The sequence below is a fragment of the Rhodomicrobium sp. Az07 genome (assembly GCF_018619475.1).
Taxonomy (GTDB): Bacteria; Pseudomonadota; Alphaproteobacteria; order Rhizobiales; family Rhodomicrobiaceae; genus Rhodomicrobium.
Genome location: NZ_JAHFZG010000010.1, coordinates 97,319 through 115,801, shown reverse-complemented (window position 1 = coordinate 115,801; position 18,483 = coordinate 97,319). Strand labels below are relative to the sequence as shown.

The following is an 18,483-nucleotide window of genomic DNA, read 5'->3' as shown; positions in this document are numbered from 1 at the left end:
TGATCGTCTCGAAGAACCAGACGGTCCAGAACACCCATGGCTGCCTCCCAAATGACAGCCTTGAATCTGATTTGCTTGCCCTTGGGAATCCCAAGAGTCCACACTTCCTAGAGCCCGTTCCAATCGGGTTGGGTCAACCTGATCGGATCCGGTTCTATGCCAGATCGAATCTCGGCGCGCACGACTGACGCCTGCCAAGCCGAGCCTGCGTACCTGTGTCACCTCCGCGATACGAGGTTCGGCGCCGCTTGGTCGCACGGTCTTCCGCAGCATTCCCCCACAGCCTCGCTAGAGGTGATTCGATCACCCCGATGGCAATCCCTCGGTTCACGCGCGCGCTGCATGTCTTCAGGTGCAATCTTAACTTGTAATACAGCTATATCCGCAACCGAAAATAGTATTTCTCGTCGCATAAGTTACTGAGTTTTGAATTTTTGTTGCGATACTGCAACATCGGTTCCGATATTTCTTTATAATCGTTCCAGCGCCCAAAGAACGATTGAAAGCGATCTTGCGTATATGATTGCCTGTTCGTAATAATCTGACCAGCGCGCGTAATTTACAAGCGACAAAGGACCGCTTCTCAATCCGGTCCGCGCGTGCAGAAACGGGCAAGGAGGGGGCGTAATGTTTTTCTCGAATTTGGCCGGCTCTTCGTGTGAAGAGCCGGTGCGGAGGCGGCTGCGCCTTCCACTGCGAACGATCTGGACCCTGCCAGCAATCGGCCTTCTGGTCGCTTTAGCTACAGGGCAAGCGAGTGCCGGGCAAAGCGCAGCCATCGGCTCCGACGTCTTCATGTATGCGATGCAGTCCCAGGCCGGCGACAAGCCGCTCCCGGCGGGCCATCCCGACATCTCGGGCATGGGCTCGGCTGGCGCTCATGGCGCGAAGAGCGCGCGCGGAGCAAAGAGCGCGCACGGAGCAAAGAACCCGCACGGAAGCATGGGTGCCAACCCGCACTCCGGACTGTCGTCGACGAAGACGACGCCCGCGAAGGCGCTTCTCAACAATGCGCTGTTCACGCCGGAAGCCGGTCTCGTCGGTGGCTCACGCCGGTCAAGCGGTGCAGCCGATGCCGAAACCGAGCATCTCATCATGGTGGCGGAATCGGTCCCGGCCGCGAAAGCCGCTTCAGCCGCTGACGGCCAGGCGGCGATGATCCGCCCCGCCGCCGACGATCCGGAAGGCCGCTATTATGTCGGCTCGGAGCCGTGCAAGGTCTGCCACGCCTATCTCTTCGATGAGTTCAAGCTCACCGTGATGGGCCGCAACTTCCACGCGGGCAAGGACACGCCGAAAGGCAAGATGGACTGCGAAACCTGCCACGGCCCCGCATCGGCGCACGTGAACGGCGGCGGCGGACGTCTCGGCGGCGGCATCAGGTCGTTCCGCAAATCCGATCCGCGCACGTCCGTCGCTGACACGAACGCCGTCTGCCTCGGTTGCCACGAGAAGAACGACCGCACCTACTGGAAGGGCAGCACGCACGAGACGCGCGACGTCGCCTGCACGGACTGCCACACCGTCATGCGCAAGACTTCGCCGCGCTTCCAGCTCGCGAAGGGCACCGTTCAGGACACCTGCTTCCAGTGCCACAAGGATCGCCGCGCGCAGAGCCTCCGCTCCGCACACATGCCGATGATCGAGGGCAAGATCAGCTGCTCAAGCTGTCACAACCCGCACGGCAGCGCATCGGAAACGGCGATGCTCAAGGAAGCGACCGTCAACGACACCTGCTACCAGTGCCATGCCGACAAGCGCGGTCCGTTCCTGTTCGAACATCCGCCGGTTCGCGAGAACTGCATGAACTGCCACGAACCGCACGGCTCCATGCACAACAGCCTGCTCGTGGTGGCGCGTCAGCGGCTCTGCCAGCGGTGTCACGTCGGAGGGTTGCACCCGGGCTTGATTGGCCTGAGCACCACGCCTGCCGATGGTGGCACTGGCGCCAACAATCGTCGCCTGGTTGGCCAAGCCTGCCAGAACTGCCACACCAACATCCACGGCTCGAACGCGCCGTCCGGATCGAGATGGCATCGCTAGGACGGAAAACGACATAAAAACAAGAACCTGGCCGGTCTTTGGGCAGACCGGCCGGGAAAGGGCGGAGACGGATCAGGAGAGGCGCCTTGGGCGGCGCGGGAGGGGATTATGGAGTTTCATGGCAGAATAGTGCTGACGAGTCTTCTGTCTATTGCAGTAGCATCGATTGCGTTGCAGTCGGCCCGAGCGGGCGACAAGCCGGCTCCTGCGGAGCCTGCGGCCGAGAAGAAGCTCGAACTCGACACCTGGGGCGACATCGAGTTCGGCGGCCGTTACTTCAAGGACAAGCCGAAGGAACTAGGCTCGGCCTGGACCACGGCGACGATCAATCGACCGGAAGCGGAAAGCATTGCGAAATACGAGGAATACGGGAACGTTCCGCAGGGCTTCTATTTCGAGAGGCTGACGGTCGGCGGCCAGACCAAGGACGCCGAATACGCCGCCGAGCTTCGCGCGACGGACCTCGGCAACAACAACCAGCGTTACCTCTTCGACTGGTTCGTCACCGGCACCCTCAGCGGGACGATCACGTGGGATCAGACCCCGCATCTTTTCAGCACGACCGCACAAAGCACCTGGAATGGCGTCGGTACGACCTACCTGGCGGCTCCAGAGAAGATCGGCGTTCCCCCGAACGGGGAGCCAGTTGCTGCTTATATTCAGAGAAATGTGAAAACCATCAAGATCGGGATTGATCGCGACCGGTTCGAGGCGGATCAGCGCTGGACCCCGACCCCGAACTGGGAGTTCCGCGGCAATTATTTCTATGACCGCCGCGAAGGCACCCAGATCGCCGGAACGAACTGGGGCGGAGGCGGTGGCCCCGTGTTGGTGCAGGTTCCTCGACCGGTTGCCGACACCACACAAAACGCCAAGGCCTCAGGCGAAAGGTCCGGCGATTGGGCATACGGCAAGTACAACGTGAAGATCACCGGCGGCATTTCGACGTTCGATAACGACTACAAGTCGTTCACCGTGGAAAACCCGTTTGTTGCGGTCGGCACGACTTGTGCAACGGCTCTTACCCAGACCGGCGGCGGCGCGAGTGCTAATGCTCCTTGCTCGCGTGTCAGTCTGATGCCCAGCAACGAGGCGTATACCGGCAACATGACAGCCGGCATCGACCTGCCGTTCCGGTCCCGCTTCATGAACACCGTGCAATACACGACCATGCGGCAGAACGATCCGTTTCAGGACCCCAGCGTCAACACTGGGCTTACGTTGAGCCAAAACGCGGCAACCCCGCCGGCTCCGGTGGGGTTGCCAACCTCGGGCGCCATATGGGGCGGGGTTACAAACGCCGCGACCAGCCTGAACGGCGAGGTCAACACGCTGCTCGTCAACAATGTGCTGACCACGCGGATTACCGACGACCTGAAGTCCACGCTGCGCTATCGCTATTACGACAACGACAACCAGACGCCGGTCTTGCGGTGGAATTGGATTACAGAGGATGGGGGCTTCGGGGCAACTCGCGAAAACTTCGGATACTCCTACACCAAGCAAAACGCGTCAGGCGATCTGACCTACCACGTCCTGAAGAACGCCTCGGTCGGCGGCTCCGTCGGGTGGGAACGGATCGACCGCGACAAGCGCGAGGTGCTTCAGACCGACGAGTTTATCGGCAAGGTCTACGGCGACGCGCGTTGGAACGACATCGGTCAGCTCCGCGCGAGCTATCAATATTCGGAACGCCGCTACGAAGACTACGACCCGGCGTCCTGGTTCCGGACGCTGTTTCCGACGGGGCAGGGCGGTGGCCTGAATAACTGGGGCGCACGCAAGTTCGACCTCGCGGATCGCGACCGCGAGAAGGCGATGGTGCTCTTCTCGTTCGACAACATTCCCCATGTGCCGAACTTGTCGCTCACGCCGAGCTTCGGCCTGCGGAATGACAACTATCTGACCGACCCGAACAAGCAGGTCACCATCAATCTTGTCGATCAAACCACCGGCCAGCCGACGGGCGCGACCAACGCGATTCCCACCTACGAACTGGGATTGCTGAAGGACAATAGCTGGAACGCGGGGATCGAAGCGTCATATAGCTTCGGGCCGGGCATGACCGTTTCTGCCGCCTATGTGCGAGAGGAATTCGACAAGGATCTCGTGGGCACCGGCCAGACGACCAACTCTGGCACGGGCGCCACCGCCACTACGACGCGCTGGTTCAGCAACATGAAGGAGGATGTCGATACCTTCATCGTTGGCACCAATTTCGTATTCAACGACCGGTTCGATATCAGCGCGAGCTATTCGATCGCGCTCGGCAAGGAGGATTGGAAGAACAAGGATTTCGCCGGAACAACAGCCTGTAACGCTCCCCTCGGGAATAACTGTCAGCCTTGGCGGACCGTCAACACCACCTTGCAGCGTATCGATGCGCAGGCGCGCTACAAGCTCGACCCAGAACTCATCACCAAGCTCGGCTTCGAGGGCGATGTCTACTGGAAGCTGAAATACAGTTGGGATCGCTCGCGCGTCGACAACTGGCAGAACGACCTGGTGACGCCGTATATGTATCTCGTCGACAACACGCCCCGCAACATCTCCATGGCGTCGTACAACCCGAACTACGACATCCATGCCGTCTCCACGTCGCTGAACATCAAATGGTAAGCGCTGCGCCTCGCCCGAATTCTCCGGCGGGGCGCAACCCGTGTTTCATCTTCCGTGCGCCGGGCCATGGCGTCCCCACAGCGGCCCGGCGCACGGCACCGTTTGCGGCGACTGGAGTGCAAGTCGGCGTCCCGGTTTCGGGCGCCGCCGACGTCTGCGGTCGCGCCGTCCGGGCCGACCGCAAAAATTTAACGGTTGCCAGCTTGGAATTATTCTCGTTCGGCTTGACGCCGAGCTTAAGCACACGATAAAGTCTATCTTCGCCAGAAGGCTCCGATTAGCGCCGATTATACTGAAGCGAAAACTATAACATGCGCCTGTTGCAAGTGCTAACAGGCAAGCGGTCTGTTATTGTCGGGATGTTTCTCCCACGTTTCAAGCGATGCGCCTAAGGTGGCTCGATCATCGCAGCCGACGCCGACACGCGGCGGCTGCCAATACAGAAGAACCGGAAGACGGCAAGACGCTAACCAACAAAGGGAAAAGGAACGCTCCCATGGAAGATACCAGCAAAAAGGCCGGAAACACGCGGCGCGAAGTTCTGAAATTCGGCGCCTACGCGCTCGGCGCGCTCGGCGCGGCCGGCCTCGTCGCGGGCAGCGCGGAAGCGCAGGTGGCGAAGAAGGCGGCGCAGTCGGCCGTCGGCTATAAGGGATCGCCGAACGGCGACAAGCAGTGCTCGAAGTGCCAGCACTTCCAGGCCCCCTCAAGCTGCCGCGTCGTGGATGGCACCATCAGCCCGAATGGCTACTGCAAGATCTTCTCCAAGAAGGGCTAAGGCTCTGGCCCAAAGGGCCGGACAACCAAGTGGTACTGGTGCAGTTCGAATTTCACGTTTGAAGAGGGCGTCACCTGAGGGCGTGAATCAAACGTCAAATTCACTGCACTGAGTCCGCCAGTCGCTAAATGGGTCGAGCCCGATCAGCCGGGCTCGCTCTTTCCGCGTTTGCTTCACAGCGCAGGCCGATCAGTCGGACGCATCCGGCGCATGGGCCGCGAGCGCAAGCCCGGCGAGGTAGAGCGAACCGGCGACGATGATGCGGACGGGGCCTTTCGCGGCGGCACGGCTTCTCGCGAACGCCTCTTCAAGGCTCCCCGCGGCTTCGGCTGCGAGCCCTTCGCGGCGCGCGATACTCGCCAACTCCTCCGCCTTGTAAGCCGACGCCTGCCCCTCGATGTCGACTGTGGCCGCGCGTTCGGTCAGGCCCTGGAAATGACGAAGATAGCCGCCCGCGTCCTTCGTCGACAGCATGCCGACGATCAGATGAAGGGGGCTCGACACGCGTTCTTCGAGGTCGGCAAGCGCGCGCGCAACCACCTCGCCCGCAGCGGGATTATGCCCGCCATCCACCCAGATTTCCGAGCCTTCCGGCGCGAGCGCGTGAAGCCGCCCGGGGCCGAGCCGTTCAAGCCGCGCGGGCCAGACCGCCGATGTGATCCCCTTCGCGATGGCGGCGTCCGACACGTGGAAGCCTTCGAGATTGCGCGCCGTCGCGATGGCTGTGCCCGCGTTCTCGAACTGGTGGCGGCCGAAAAGGCGCGGAAGCGGCAGATCAAGCAAGCTTTCGTCGTCCTGATAGACGAGATGCCCTTGCTGCTCGAACACGTCCCAGTTCGCTCCGCCCGCGATGACGGGCGCTTCGAGGGCGGCGGCGCGCATGGCGATGATGTGCATCGCCTCGTCCGACTGCCGCGAGACGATGGCAGGGCGCACGCGCTTCAGGATGCCTGCCTTTTCGCCGGCAATGGCCTCGATACTATCGCCGAGATAAGCGCAGTGATCGATCGAGATCGACGTCAGCACCGTTGCCAGCGGCTCGTCGATGACGTTGGTCGCGTCGAGCCGCCCGCCGAGCCCCGTCTCCAGAAGCACGATGTCGGCCGGGTTTTCCGCGAAGGCGAGGAACGCCGCCGCCGTGGTGATTTCGAAGAATGTGATCGGCTCGCCGCGATTGGCCGCCTCGGTGCGCGCGAGAATGTCCGCCAGGTGGCTCTCGCCGATCGGCCGCGCGCCGCCCTGCCCCGCAAGCTGGATGCGTTCATGGAAGCGCATAAGGTGCGGCGAGGTAAAAACATGCGCGCGATAGCCGGACGCTTCCAGCATCGCCTTCAGGAACGCGACGACAGAGCCTTTGCCGTTCGTGCCCGCGACGTGAACCACGGGCGGGATGCTGCGGTGCGGGTCGCCAAGCGCGCGCAGCAGCCGATCCACACGGCCAAGCGAAAGGTCGATGATTTTGGGATGCAGCGTCTGAAGGCGCGCAAGCAAACTATCTGAGGGTGGGCGCAAGGCGATATCCGGCGTATTGCGAGGCCCCGCTCCGCTCATGACGGCGTTGCGGGTGCCGGCGTCTTGGCCGGCTCGGGCGAGGCTGGCTCAACGGAAGAAGCCGCAATCTGTTCCGCTGTCGCCGGAAGCTTGGCATCGGAAGCGGCGCCGTTCAGTTTCGGGGCGTTGGCCTCGGCGGAGCTGCCGACCGTGCGCGCCTTGGCTTCCCTCGAATGGCGATCCGCCGACAGCATCGCACAGATACGGGCGAGCGTGTCGCGCAACTCGTGGCGGTGGACGACCATATCGATCATGCCGTGCTCGAGGAGATACTCCGAGCGCTGGAATCCATCCGGAAGCTTCTCGCGTATCGTCTGCTCGATCACGCGCGGCCCGGCAAAGCCGATAAGCGCGCCCGGTTCCGCGATGTGGATGTCACCCAGCATGGCATAAGAGGCCGTGACGCCGCCCGTGGTCGGGTTTGTCAGCACCACGATATACGGAAGGCCCGCGTCGCGCAGGCGCTGCACCGCAACCGTCGTGCGCGGCATCTGCATGAGCGACAAGATACCTTCCTGCATGCGCGCGCCGCCGGACGACACGAACAGGATGTAGGGCGCTTTCAGCTCCACGGCTTTCATCATGCCGAGGACGATCGCCTCTCCCGCCGCCATGCCGAGCGAGCCGCCCATGAAGGTGAAATCCTGCACGCCCGCGACAACCGTCAGGCCGTCAAGCAGACCGACGCCTGTGATCAAGGCATCCTGCATGCCGGTCTTCGTGCGCGCTTCCTTGATGCGGTCGGCATAGCGCTTCTCATCGCGGAACTTCAGCGGATCGGCGGGCACTTCGGGCGAAGGCAGCGTCTCGAACTTGCCGTCGTCGAAGAAGGATTTCAGCCGCGGCACAGCCCCGATGCGCATGTGATAGCCGGATTGCGGAAAGACGAACTGGTTCGCTTCCAGATCCTTATGGAACACCATCTGCCCGGTTTCAGGGCACTTGATCCAAAGGTTCTCCGGCATCTCCCTTTTCTGCCAGAGACCGCTGATCTTGGGGCGGACGACGTTATTGATCCAGTTCACGGCTTTTCGCTTTCATCGCCTCGCGCGGGAGGCCATCTTTGATAGTGTTCAGGCCGCCTTCAAGGGGGCGGAGAGTTTCTCGACCACAGCGAGCACTGAGCTTGCCGTTAATTCGGTCGCGCGCCCCTTGTCGTCAAGGCTCTGGGCGATGGTGTCCACGAGCGCGGAGCCGACGACGACGCCATCGGCAACGCTCGCGATGGACCTCGCCTGTTCGGGCGTGCGCACGCCGAAGCCGACCGCAACGGGAAGCGCGGTTCTCGCCTTGATACGCGCCACATTCTTCGCCACCGCTTCGAGATCGGGTGCGCGCGTGCCGGTTACGCCCGTGATCGACACGTAGTAGACGAAGCCGCTGGTATTCGTGAGCACGGCGCCAAGGCGATGGTCGTCGGTCGTCGGTGTGGTGAGGCGAATGAAGCTCAATCCGGCCTTCAGGGCCGGGACGCAAAGCTCGTCGTCGGCCTCGGGCGGCACGTCCACCACGATCAGCCCGTCGACGCCCGCCTCGGCCGCCTCGGCGATGAAGCTCTCGACCGGATAGACATAGATGGGGTTGTAGTAGCCCATGAGCACGATGGGCGTCGTCTCGTTCGTCTCGCGGAAGGCGCGCACCATGGCGAGCGTCTTGTGCATGTCCTGGCCTGCGTGAAGCGCGCGCAGCGAGGCGCGCTGGATCGCCGGGCCGTCGGCCATGGGATCGGAGAACGGCATGCCAAGCTCGATGACATCCGCGCCCGCCGCCGGTAGCCCCTTGAGGATTTCGAGGGACGTGGCGGGGTCGGGGTCGCCAGCCGTAATGAAGGTGACGAACGCCTTGCGGTCCTGAGCCGCCAGTTCTTCGAAGACTTTCGCGAGCCGATGCATGATCGCCTTGAGCCTTAAGAGCGCGCGCGTGCGCTAGATGTCCATGCCGAGATGAGCGGCTACGGCGAAGATGTCCTTATCGCCCCGCCCGCTCATGTTCATAACGAGGAGATTGTCCGGCGGCAAGGTGGGCGCAAGTTTTGTCACATAGGCCAGCGCGTGGGCGGGTTCGAGCGCGGGGATGATGCCTTCGATCCGCGTGCAGAGCTGGAACGCGTCGAGCGCCTCGCGGTCGGTCGCCGAAACATAGGTGACGCGTCCTGTATCGCGAAGCCAGCTGTGTTCCGGCCCGATCCCCGGATAATCGAGGCCCGCCGAGATCGAATGGCCTTCGAGGATCTGGCCGTCGCCGTCCTGAAGCAGATAGGTGCGGTTGCCGTGCAGCACGCCGGGCCTGCCGCCATTCAGCGAGGCGCAATGCCCGTTCGGCACATCGAGGCCCTTGCCGCCCGCCTCCACGCCGAACATCTTCACGCTCGCATCGTCGAGGAAGGGGTGGAAAATGCCCATGGCGTTCGAGCCGCCGCCGATGGCCGCGACGAGCGTGTCGGGCAGACGGCCCTCCGCCGCCAGCATCTGCTCGCGGGTTTCCTGCCCGATAACGGCCTGAAAGTCGCGCACCATCGCGGGATAGGGATGCGGACCGGCGACGGTGCCGATGATGTAGAACGTATCTTCGACGTTCGATACCCAATCGCGCAACGCCTCGTTCATGGCGTCCTTCAGCGTGCCGGTGCCCGAGATGACGGGCCGCACTTCCGCGCCGAGAAGTCGCATGCGGAACACGTTCGGCTTCTGCCGCTCGATGTCCGTCGCGCCCATGTAGATCACGCAAGGCAAGCCGAAACGCGCGGCCACCGTGGCGGTCGCGACGCCGTGCTGGCCCGCGCCCGTTTCGGCGATGATGCGTTTCTTGCCCATGCGCTTCGCCAACAGGATCTGGCCGAGGCAGTTGTTCACCTTGTGCGAGCCGGTGTGGTTCAGTTCCTCGCGCTTGAAGTAGACCTTCGCGCCGCCGAGGTGCTGCGTGAGCCGTTCCGCGAAATAAAGCGGGCTGGGCCGCCCGGCATAATGGGCGTTGAGGTCCGCGAGTTCGGCATGGAAAGAGGGATCGACCTTGGCCGCCTCATACGCCGCTTCGAGTTCGAGGATCAGCGGCATCAGCGTTTCGGCGACGAATCGCCCGCCGTACAGCCCGAAATGACCGCTGTCGTCCGGGCCGGTGCGGTAACTGTTCAGATGCAGCGGCGTTTCAGCGATGGGGTCCATGTCGATCCTCTTCCGCCGCGCGCGCGGCGACTGGTTCCAATTTGGCGGCGCGGACGAAGCGTGCGATGAGGTCCGGATCCTTGACGCCGGGCGAGCGCTCGACGCCCGACGAAACGTCGACGCTTGCCGTTCCGCTCGTGGCAATTGCGAGGCGCACATTATCAGGGTCGAGGCCGCCTGAAAGCATAAAATCGGGTCTCGGTTGCGCCTTCGCGAGCCATCTCCAGTCGAAGGAAACGCCATTGCCGCCGGGAAGGGCGTCGGGTGCGCCGGGCGGTGGCGCATCGAACAGCACGATGTCGGCGGCGGCCTCGAAGGCTCGCGACGCTTCGATGTCGGCGAGGCTGCCGACCTTGACCGCCTTGATAATTCGAGCGCCGAAGCGGCGGCGGATGTCGGCCACGCGTTCAGCGCTTTCACGGCCGTGAAGCTGGAAAAAGTCGGGCGCGACGCGGGTCTTGATCGCTTCGAGCAGCGCGTCGTCGGCATCGACGGTCAGCGCGACAATAGCGATCCGCCCGCGCGCCAGCGTCGCCAGTTCGGCCGCACGGTCGAGCGAAACATTGCGCGGGCTCTTGGGAAAAAACACGAGGCCCGCATAGTCCGCGCCCGCGCCGATCGCCGCTTCGAGCGTATCCTCGGTCGAAAGTCCGCAGATCTTGACGGAAACGGTCATGCTCTCATGCTTGTCGTGAAAAACTGCGTCGGCCCATCACGGAGACCGATCAACGGATCGCGTTGTGCCATCGGTGCCTTTGCCAACGGCTTCCCGGCCGAGTTCTTCCACGAAGCGAAGGTGCGGCCCGAAGCGTGGAAGCCGGATAGCGGCGCCTTGGATGGCGAAGGCTCTCGGGCCCAACGCGAGCCTGACCCGACGCGATCGTCCGCAAGTCTGGCGAGAACGTCCTAGCGGATGGACCGAAGCGCGCGCTGTTGGGGCTGCTGCGCCGCGCCCGGTTTCGGCAGCGCCTGCTCAAGGCCGCGCTTCAGCTTCTCGGCCTCCTGCTTCCAGATTGCCGCCTCCCTGTGCGTCTCGCGGGCAGCTTTGCGCCAATGGCCCTGACCGAGCCATGACGAGATCCAGCCGCCGATAGCGCCAAGGAAAGCCGCGCCGAACAGGAAGAAGTAGAACGGCAGATGCACCTTGTACGCGATGTCGCGGTCGATGAACGGATCGACCACAAAGGCGACGTCGTGCCGGTTCGCGACAGCGAAAGCCGCGATGACCGCGCCGATGATCAGAAGAAGTACGAAGATGAGGAAACGTTTCATGGATGCATCGACCGAAGCGGCCGCCTGTCGCCAGAGTTAGGATGCCTTCGCTGCCTTCTTGCGGCCTTTCGGCTTCTCGGCAGGAGCGTCGGGCGGATTAAGCCTGATTCTCAGCTCCTTGCCTGTCTTGAAATAGGGAACGAACTTCTCGGGCACGGAGACCTGATCTCCGGTCCTCGGGTTACGGCCGACCCTAGCGGGGCGGTGCTTGACGGAAAATGCGCCAAAGCCGCGCAGCTCGACGCGGTCGCCCCGGGTCAGCGCCCCTGTAATTTCTTCAAAAATCACGTTTACGATCTTTTCCACGTCCCGGTGCATCAGATGCGGATTGGTCGCGGCAAGTTTCTCGATCAGCTCGGACTTAATCATACATTTTATCTCACATTGCTGAGCTGAGGGTGCCAAATGGAGAATAAGCCGTCAAGCGGGCGGTCCTTCAGCAGATCGAGCCCTTCGAGCACGGCCGCGTCCACGAGCGACGTGAAACCGAGCTTGAGCGCGAGGCTCGACATGGACGCCGAAAGCAGAGAGGACATGGATTGTCCGGGCTTCCAGTCTCGCACTTTCAGGCCGGACGGCACTTTGCGGGCTTCGGTGAACCATTTGATGGCAACCTGCTCGTCCCCGATCGCGTCGACAAGGCCAGCCTGCGCGGCCTGCCTACCCGTATAAATTCGCCCGGTCTTGATGTCCTCAAGCGAGGGCACTGCGGCTTTGCGCCGCTCCGCGACGAGCCCCACGAACCAGCCCTGACTGTCCTTGACGAGCTGTTCTGTCAGTTGACGCGCCGCCTCGTCCACGGGCGAGAACGGCGACGGCTTCGCCTTGAGCGCGCCGCTCCTCACCTCGTCGACCTTGACGCCGACCTTGCCGAGAAGCTCCGAAACGTCGGCCCACTGAAAGATCACGCCGACGGAGCCGGTGATGGTGTTGCCGCGCGAGACGATATAGTCCGTGGCGATGCCGCCGAGATAGGCCGCCGATGTCGCCATGGTGCCGAACACCGCCGCGACGGGCTTTGCATTCGCGAGTTCGCGCAAATCCTCGTAGAGGGCTTCGCCGCCGGTCGTGGTGCCGCCTGGGCTGTCCACCGAGACGATCACCGCCTTGACGTTGTCGTCCTTGCGAATCTTTTCCAGCAATTCATGCCGGGATCTCGAATCGCCGATGAAGCCCGAGATCGTGACGCGGGCGATGTGGTCGCGCCCGATCCCGAAAGCGGATGCGCCGTCGCCGCTGCCCGAGCGCGCGCCCGCGAAGGCAAGCGCGGCAACGAACGCCACGATGGCAAGCACGCGCCATACGGTCAGGCGGCGCTTGAGACGGCGACGGTCGATGAGAATGTCTGAATCCAGGGTCATGCATTCACCTTCGAACGAGGCCCGCGCAATGATTTGCGCGGGCCGTGCCGCTCAAGCGCGCCTTCGCGCAAATAACGGCCTACTCCTTGTCCTTGGTCTGCGCCTTGAGCGCAGCGCCAAGGATGTCGCCGAGCGAAGCGCCGCTGTCGGTCGAACCGAACTGAGCCACGGCTTCCTTCTCTTCGGCAATTTCGAGCGCCTTGATCGACAGACCGATCTTGCGCCCGCTCTTGTCCACCTGCGTGACGACCGCGTCGACCATGTCGCCGGCGGAGAAACGCTCCGGACGCTGCTCGCTGCGATCGCGGGACAGATCGGCGCGGCGGATGAACGCCGTCATATCCGTGCCCGAAATCTTCACGTCGATGCCGGCGTCCTTCACCTCGATCACTTCGCAGGTGATGGTGCTGCCCTTCTTGAGCGTCGAAGAAGCGGACTGGAACGGATCGGTGGCCAACTGCTTGATGCCGAGGCTGATGCGTTCCTTCTCCGGGTCGGTCTCAAGCACAACGGCGCGAACGGTGTCGCCCTTGTTGTATTCCTTGATCGCTTCCTCGCCCGAACGCGACCAGTCGAGATCCGAAAGGTGCACCATGCCGTCGATGCCGCCTTCGAGACCCACGAAAAGGCCGAACTCGGTGATGTTGCGGACCTGACCTTCGACCTCGGAACCCTTCGGATGCGTATCCGCAAACGTGTTCCAGGGGTTTTCCTGCGTCTGCTTGAGGCCGAGCGAGATGCGGCGCTTGGAAGCGTCCACTTCGAGAACCTGAACTTCCACTTCCTGGCTCGTCGAGACGATCTTGCCTGGGTGGACGTTCTTCTTGACCCAGCTCATTTCGGAGACGTGGATCAGGCCCTCGACGCCGGGCTCCAGTTCCACGAACGCGCCATAGTCGGCGATGTTGGTGACGGTTCCCGTGAACTTGCCGGCGATCGGGTATTTGGCCTCGATGCCCGACCACGGGTCGGAGCCGAGCTGCTTCATGCCGAGGCTGATACGCTGCGTCTCCGGATTGATGCGGACGATCTGCACCTTCACCGTGTCGCCGACGTTCAGGATCTCGGTCGGATGGTTGACGCGCTTCCACGCCATGTCGGTGACGTGCAGCAGGCCGTCGATGCCGCCGAGGTCGATGAACGCGCCGTAATCTGTTATGTTCTTGACGACGCCGTCGACCACCTGGCCCTCTTCGAGCTTGGCGACGATTTCGCTGCGCTGTTCGGCGCGCGTCTCTTCCAGCACGGAGCGGCGCGACACGACGATATTGCCGCGGCGGCGATCCATCTTGAGGATCTGGAAGGGCTGCGTGACGTTCATGAGCGGCGTCACGTCCTTGATGGGACGGATGTCGACCTGAGAGCCGGGAAGGAAGGCCACCGCGCCGTCGAGGTCGACGGTGAAGCCGCCCTTCACGCGGTTGAAGATGACGCCTTCGACTTTTTCGCCGGCGTTGAATTTCTGTTCGAGCTTGGTCCAGCTATCTTCGCGGCGAGCCTTCTCGCGCGAAAGAACCGCTTCGCCCATCGCGTTTTCGATACGCTCGACGTAAACCTCGACCTCGTCGCCGACATGAATGGTCGGGTTGGCGACGGACGAGCCGAATTCCTTGAGCGGCACGCGGCCTTCGGTCTTCAGGCCGACGTCGATGACCGCCAAATCCTTTTCGATCGCGACGATGATACCCTTCACCACCGCGCCTTCGCTCGGCGCGGAGCCGGAAAGCGATTCATCGAGAAGAGCGGCGAAGTCGTCGACGGTCGGATTGTATTCCTTGGCCTTTGGCTCTATTGTTTGGGTTGCAGTCATTAAAACTCCGATATGGCCTTGTGGCCTGGGGTATGCGTTAGAGGTTGAAGACAGGCGGCGCCGGGGGCGCGGTTTCCCCGATGCCGTCATGAATGCGAATTCAGATTTTGCCGCCCGCCGATCGGCCCGTCGGATCGACTTCGAGACGCGAACGGATCACGCCGAACCCGTTGGCGGGTTTAGCATGATTTATCCGCGACGCGCCACTTTATCAATAAGCTGAAGAGCGGCGGCGACTGCTTTTTCTATATCCAACTCGGTCGTGTCGAGCAAGAGCGCGTCCTCCGCAGGCTTGAGCGGCGATACGGGCCGCTCGCTGTCGCGCTTGTCGCGGGCCTTGATCTCATAGAGCACAACCTCCTCGGTGATCTCCACCCCGTAGCCCACAAGTTCACGATGACGCCGGGCCGCACGGCTTTCCGCCGATGCGGTGACGAAGATCTTCGCGTCTGCCGCCGGGCAGACGACCGTGCCGATGTCGCGGCCTTCGACCACCGCGCCGCCGGGCTGATCTGCAAAAGCCCGCTGGAATTCGAGGAGCGCGACGCGCACATCCGGGATCGCTGCCACGACGCTCGCCGCCTCGCCGTTGCCCTTGAGGCGAAGGTTCGGATCGCCGAGCGTCGTCGGGTCGAGCCGCTTCGCCGCGAACGCCGCCGCGCGGGCATCTTCGAGCGAGTGCCCCGCCGCCATCACATCGCGCGCCACCGCGCGATAAAGCGACCCCGTGTCGAGATGCGGCAACCCATAGGTCTGCGCCACGCGGCGCGCGAGCGTGCTTTTTCCGGCCGCCGCCGTTCCGTCGATTGCGATGATCATTCGCGGTCTTTCCCGCGCGCCTCGTCCGAAGCCTGCGCCGGCTCGTCGAGCGTCGCTCCCACCTGTTGCATCAGAGTGCGAAATTCCGGAAAGCTCGTCGCGATCATCGACGCGTCGTCGACAATCACCGGCTCCTCGGCTGCAAGGCCCAGCACCAGGAACGACATGGCGATCCTGTGGTCCATATGGGTCTTGATGGTAGCGCCGCCCCGCACCTTGGGCAAGCCCAGCACGGTGAGCGTGTCGCCGCGCGCATGCGCCGTCGCGCCGCAGGCGACAAGCCCGTCGACCATCGCAGCGAGCCGGTCGCTTTCCTTCACACGAAGCTCGGCGAGGCCCTCCATCACGGTCTCGCCCCCGGCGAAGGCCGCGAGCGCCGCGAGCATGGGATATTCGTCGATCATCGAGGGCGCTCGCGCCGCAGGCACCGTTACGCCGCGAAGCTCGCTCGTCCGGGCGCGGATGTCGGCGACGGGTTCGCCGCTCACCTCGCGCTCGTTCTCAAAGCTGATGTCCGCCCCCATCTCGGCAAGCGTTTCGTAGAAGCCCGTTCGCGTCGGATTCACCAGCACGTTCTTCACGAGGATATCGGATGCGGGCGTTATCAGCGCCGCCGCGACGAGAAACGCCGCCGAACTCGGATCGCCCGGCACCGCAACAGGCTGCGCCTTCAGCGTGCGCCGCCCTTCGAGCGCGATGCGAAGACCGTCCTCGAACGGCTCGACCGAAATTTCCGCCCCGAAGTAACGCAGCATCTTCTCTGTATGGTCGCGCGACTTCTCGCTCTCGATGACGCTCGTCTCGCCGCTGGCGAACAGCCCGGCAAGCAGCACCGCCGACTTCACCTGCGCCGACGGCACGGGCAGGCGATAGCCGATCGGCGAGAGATCGCCCGTGCCGACGAGCGTCAGCGGCAGCGTGTTGCGGCCTTCTTCGGCGATGGCGAGGCCCATGCCTTGCAGGGGCGTAAGCACGCGGCCCATCGGGCGCTTTTGCAGGCTCGCGTCGCCGGTGAAGCGCGCTGCGATGGGGTGCCCCGCTACGACGCCCATCATCAGGCGCGCCCCGGTGCCGGAATTGCCGAAATCGAGATCGCTCGCAGGTGCGGCGAGACCGCCAAGGCCGCGACCCGTAACGGTCCATGCGCCATCGGCATCGCGCTCGACGCCCGCGCCCAGCGCTTCGAGCGCGCGGGCCGTACAAAGGATATCTTCAGCTTCGAGAAGCCCCGTGATCCGGGTGCGTCCCTCGGCCAGCGCGCCGAGGATCAGAGCGCGGTGGGAAATGGATTTGTCGCCGGGGACGACAACCGCCCCTTGCAATCGTCCAGACTTTCGCGACATTAGCGGCCTTGCGTCGGCTGCGTGATTGGACATCGGCGGCGGGCCCCTGTCTTTATTGTAGATAATGAACGCAGCCGTCATAGACCCATGTCGGCGAAAACTGTCAATCGGCTTGGGGCGAATGCCGCACAATTTCTGCGCACTTCGCGCTTTGCCTTTGACAGCCGACGGCGATGCTGACTATCCGAAACACAATGCGGCGCGGCGCGCCATGGAAGAACCCTCAAGAAAGCTCAAGACCCATGTCCCTGAAAGCTGAGCGCGGCACCAAGCGGGTTTGCCAATCCTGCGGCTCCAAATTCTACGATCTCAACCGCGATCCTATTGTTTGCCCGATCTGCCAGGCCGTCTATCAGGACGGCGGCGTGCCGTCGCGGCTTCCGGCAGGCAACAATCTCGACGCCGACGACGACGCGGTGCTGGACGCTGGCCGCGGCGGCCTCGAATTCGTCCCGCTCGACGAGGTCGCGCGCGAGGAGGAACTGCCCGAAATCGAAGGCGGCGATCTGGCCGACGTTGCCGACGACGAAGCCGATATCGACACGAGCACCGACGACGAAGCCTTCCTCGAAGCCGAAGACGAGAGTGAAGCCGACGTGCCATTCGTGAGCGGCGGCAAGGACGACGACGTCTGACGAAGCGGATCGCGCTGCTGCCTGCCGGCGACGCTGTGATCGAGCGGGGGCGGCGGCGGACGCCATCCCGTTTTTTTGTGGAAAAGCCTTCGCTTCGAACGACCGTTCAGGAGAATATTGTGACGCGGTCGCTCGTGGGGCGAAGTTAGCGCCCGCTTCGGGGAACTTCATCAAAGAACCGCTTCGGGGCGCGGTTTTTGCTTGCGGTGCAAGCGCCAACGCTTTAAGTAGCTCCGACGCAACGGCGGCGCTTCCAAAGCCGCCCGTCGCATTCCCCCAGAATGCGGCCGTCATATGGGGCCATAGCTCAGCTGGGAGAGCGCTTGAATGGCATTCAAGAGGTCGGCGGTTCGATCCCGCCTGGCTCCACCAAAATTCGATCTCGTGTGTTATTCTTCCCGATGCGGCGCCTTTTCTTGAAAGCGCGCGTGTCGAGCATATATGCCGCTAACACGTCACGTCCCACCTCGGACGGGTTCTCTATCGCCTCGCCAAGCGGGCGGAGGGCAGACAGGCCGAAGTGTGCAATTGGCACGAGGAGGTGCTTATCGTGGAAGAACCCCTGAAAGATTTCGAGCTCGAAGCCTGGGGCGAAGGCGAATTCGCTTACATCAAGCAGCTCAAGGCTAAGGAAGTGGCGGAGCTTTTCCCGCAACTCGGCGGACTTCCGGAAGGTATCGACCTTTACGCCGTGGTGTCGGCTGACGGAACGCCCATGGTTCTGACGGATAGCCGTTCGGCCGCGCTTGAGAATGTCGAAGAAAGCGATCTGGAACTGGTGACGCTTCACTGAGACGGGTGATGAGCCGCTAAAGGCTCCATGCATGTGACGGATTGCGGCCGCCCAGGGCGGCCGTTTTTGTGTGCTCCGCGCTTTGTGTGTCGCGGCCAACCGATGGGAACAGAAGGCGCGTGCGGCGAGACCGATTGCCGCGCCCGAAGGCAAATCGCCTGGCAGCCGCCTCAAGCATCGGCGCGAGATACGCCCGCCTCGACTCTTTTCCTCCGGCACCAACCTCACCTTTCGGCCGCGCGTCGCGGCGAGCTTCACCATGTGGGGAACTTTCGAACCGCTTGATTTCATCCGCGTT

At 63.0% G+C, this 18,483-nt stretch carries 16 protein-coding genes and 1 tRNA gene; 6 read left to right on the top strand and 11 right to left on the bottom strand.

The genetic code is table 11. The features are described from left to right. Window positions 1–627: 627 nt before the first annotated feature. The 3 genes from KKP04_RS09370 to KKP04_RS09360 all read left to right on the top strand — a co-directional run bounded on the left by KKP04_RS09370 (window position 628) and on the right by KKP04_RS09360 (window position 5,440). Window positions 628–2,043 carry a DmsE family decaheme c-type cytochrome gene (locus KKP04_RS09370; RefSeq protein WP_215029884.1) on the top strand — a complete coding sequence of 472 codons (1,416 nt, stop codon included), beginning with the start codon at window positions 628–630 and terminating at the stop codon, window positions 2,041–2,043. Between the two features lie 108 nt (window positions 2,044–2,151). Then, window positions 2,152–4,662 carry an MtrB/PioB family outer membrane beta-barrel protein gene (locus KKP04_RS09365; RefSeq protein ID WP_215029881.1) on the top strand — a complete coding sequence of 837 codons (2,511 nt, stop codon included), beginning with the start codon at window positions 2,152–2,154 and terminating at the stop codon, window positions 4,660–4,662. Between the two features lie 496 nt (window positions 4,663–5,158). Further along, window positions 5,159–5,440 carry a high potential iron sulfur protein gene (locus tag KKP04_RS09360; RefSeq protein ID WP_215029878.1) on the top strand — a complete coding sequence of 94 codons (282 nt, stop codon included), beginning with the start codon at window positions 5,159–5,161 and terminating at the stop codon, window positions 5,438–5,440. Between the two features lie 189 nt (window positions 5,441–5,629). Here KKP04_RS09360 and KKP04_RS09355 read toward each other — a convergent pair whose 3' ends face one another. The 11 genes from KKP04_RS09355 to aroA all read right to left on the bottom strand — a co-directional run bounded on the left by KKP04_RS09355 (window position 5,630) and on the right by aroA (window position 16,790). Then, window positions 5,630–6,991, bottom strand: coding sequence for a folylpolyglutamate synthase/dihydrofolate synthase family protein (locus tag KKP04_RS09355; protein ID WP_215029876.1), 1,362 nt, complete (start codon window positions 6,989–6,991; stop codon window positions 5,630–5,632). Then, on the bottom strand, window positions 6,988–8,016 hold the full coding sequence (accD, locus tag KKP04_RS09350) for an acetyl-CoA carboxylase, carboxyltransferase subunit beta (RefSeq protein WP_215029873.1): 1,029 nt from the start codon (window positions 8,014–8,016) through the stop codon (window positions 6,988–6,990). The genes KKP04_RS09355 and accD overlap by 4 nt, the downstream gene beginning before the upstream one ends. A 48-nt stretch (window positions 8,017–8,064) precedes the next feature. After that, a complete protein-coding gene (gene trpA, locus KKP04_RS09345; RefSeq protein ID WP_371818746.1) occupies window positions 8,065–8,886 on the bottom strand; it encodes a tryptophan synthase subunit alpha in 822 nt (273 codons plus the stop codon). 30 nt (window positions 8,887–8,916) lie between these two features. After that, window positions 8,917–10,152 carry a tryptophan synthase subunit beta gene (gene trpB, locus KKP04_RS09340; RefSeq protein WP_215029868.1) on the bottom strand — a complete coding sequence of 412 codons (1,236 nt, stop codon included), beginning with the start codon at window positions 10,150–10,152 and terminating at the stop codon, window positions 8,917–8,919. Further along, on the bottom strand, window positions 10,136–10,828 hold the full coding sequence (locus KKP04_RS09335; protein ID WP_215029866.1) for a phosphoribosylanthranilate isomerase: 693 nt from the start codon (window positions 10,826–10,828) through the stop codon (window positions 10,136–10,138). The genes trpB and KKP04_RS09335 overlap by 17 nt, the downstream gene beginning before the upstream one ends. 230 nt (window positions 10,829–11,058) lie before the next feature. Next, window positions 11,059–11,424, bottom strand: a complete 366-nt coding sequence (locus KKP04_RS09330) for a LapA family protein (RefSeq protein WP_215029864.1) — start codon at window positions 11,422–11,424, stop codon at window positions 11,059–11,061. 36 nt (window positions 11,425–11,460) lie between these two features. Continuing rightward, a complete protein-coding gene (gene ihfB, locus KKP04_RS09325; RefSeq protein WP_215029862.1) occupies window positions 11,461–11,793 on the bottom strand; it encodes an integration host factor subunit beta in 333 nt (110 codons plus the stop codon). A 5-nt stretch (window positions 11,794–11,798) separates the two neighbouring features. Further along, a complete protein-coding gene (gene sppA / locus KKP04_RS09320) occupies window positions 11,799–12,785 on the bottom strand; it encodes a signal peptide peptidase SppA (RefSeq protein ID WP_215029860.1) in 987 nt (328 codons plus the stop codon). A 79-nt stretch (window positions 12,786–12,864) separates the two neighbouring features. After that, window positions 12,865–14,595, bottom strand: a complete 1,731-nt coding sequence (gene rpsA, locus KKP04_RS09315; protein ID WP_215029858.1) for a 30S ribosomal protein S1 — start codon at window positions 14,593–14,595, stop codon at window positions 12,865–12,867. Between the two features lie 189 nt (window positions 14,596–14,784). Continuing rightward, window positions 14,785–15,414, bottom strand: a complete 630-nt coding sequence (gene cmk / locus KKP04_RS09310; protein ID WP_215029855.1) for a (d)CMP kinase — start codon at window positions 15,412–15,414, stop codon at window positions 14,785–14,787. Continuing rightward, complete coding sequence (aroA, locus tag KKP04_RS09305; RefSeq protein ID WP_215029852.1) at window positions 15,411–16,790, bottom strand: 3-phosphoshikimate 1-carboxyvinyltransferase; 1,380 nt, start codon at window positions 16,788–16,790, stop codon at window positions 15,411–15,413. Before aroA ends, cmk begins: the two co-directional genes overlap by 4 nt. Window positions 16,791–16,999: 209 nt before the next feature. Between aroA and KKP04_RS09300 the strand changes: the two genes are divergently transcribed. From KKP04_RS09300 to KKP04_RS09290, 3 genes are all read left to right on the top strand, one after another. Continuing rightward, window positions 17,000–17,392, top strand: a complete 393-nt coding sequence (locus KKP04_RS09300) for a TIGR02300 family protein (RefSeq protein WP_215029849.1) — start codon at window positions 17,000–17,002, stop codon at window positions 17,390–17,392. Window positions 17,393–17,688: 296 nt separating this feature from the next. Next, window positions 17,689–17,764 (top strand) — tRNA-Ala (locus tag KKP04_RS09295). Between the two features lie 178 nt (window positions 17,765–17,942). Further along, window positions 17,943–18,185, top strand: a complete 243-nt coding sequence (locus tag KKP04_RS09290; RefSeq protein ID WP_013418597.1) for a DUF1150 domain-containing protein — start codon at window positions 17,943–17,945, stop codon at window positions 18,183–18,185. Window positions 18,186–18,483 lie beyond the last annotated feature (298 nt).

Coding starts and splice junctions, on each gene's coding strand:
- ihfB (WP_215029862.1), bottom strand. CDS start 11,793: ATGATTAAGTCCGAGCTGATCGAGAAACTTGCCGCGACCAATCCGCAT.
- cmk (WP_215029855.1), bottom strand. CDS start 15,414: ATGATCATCGCAATCGACGGAACGGCGGCGGCCGGAAAAAGCACGCTC.
- KKP04_RS09370 (WP_215029884.1), top strand. CDS start 628: ATGTTTTTCTCGAATTTGGCCGGCTCTTCGTGTGAAGAGCCGGTGCGG.
- KKP04_RS09355 (WP_215029876.1), bottom strand. CDS start 6,991: ATGAGCGGAGCGGGGCCTCGCAATACGCCGGATATCGCCTTGCGCCCA.
- KKP04_RS09330 (WP_215029864.1), bottom strand. CDS start 11,424: ATGAAACGTTTCCTCATCTTCGTACTTCTTCTGATCATCGGCGCGGTC.
- rpsA (WP_215029858.1), bottom strand. CDS start 14,595: ATGACTGCAACCCAAACAATAGAGCCAAAGGCCAAGGAATACAATCCG.
- KKP04_RS09335 (WP_215029866.1), bottom strand. CDS start 10,828: ATGACCGTTTCCGTCAAGATCTGCGGACTTTCGACCGAGGATACGCTC.
- KKP04_RS09360 (WP_215029878.1), top strand. CDS start 5,159: ATGGAAGATACCAGCAAAAAGGCCGGAAACACGCGGCGCGAAGTTCTG.
- sppA (WP_215029860.1), bottom strand. CDS start 12,785: ATGACCCTGGATTCAGACATTCTCATCGACCGTCGCCGTCTCAAGCGC.
- aroA (WP_215029852.1), bottom strand. CDS start 16,790: ATGTCCAATCACGCAGCCGACGCAAGGCCGCTAATGTCGCGAAAGTCT.
- KKP04_RS09300 (WP_215029849.1), top strand. CDS start 17,000: ATGTCCCTGAAAGCTGAGCGCGGCACCAAGCGGGTTTGCCAATCCTGC.
- trpB (WP_215029868.1), bottom strand. CDS start 10,152: ATGGACCCCATCGCTGAAACGCCGCTGCATCTGAACAGTTACCGCACC.
- KKP04_RS09365 (WP_215029881.1), top strand. CDS start 2,152: ATGGAGTTTCATGGCAGAATAGTGCTGACGAGTCTTCTGTCTATTGCA.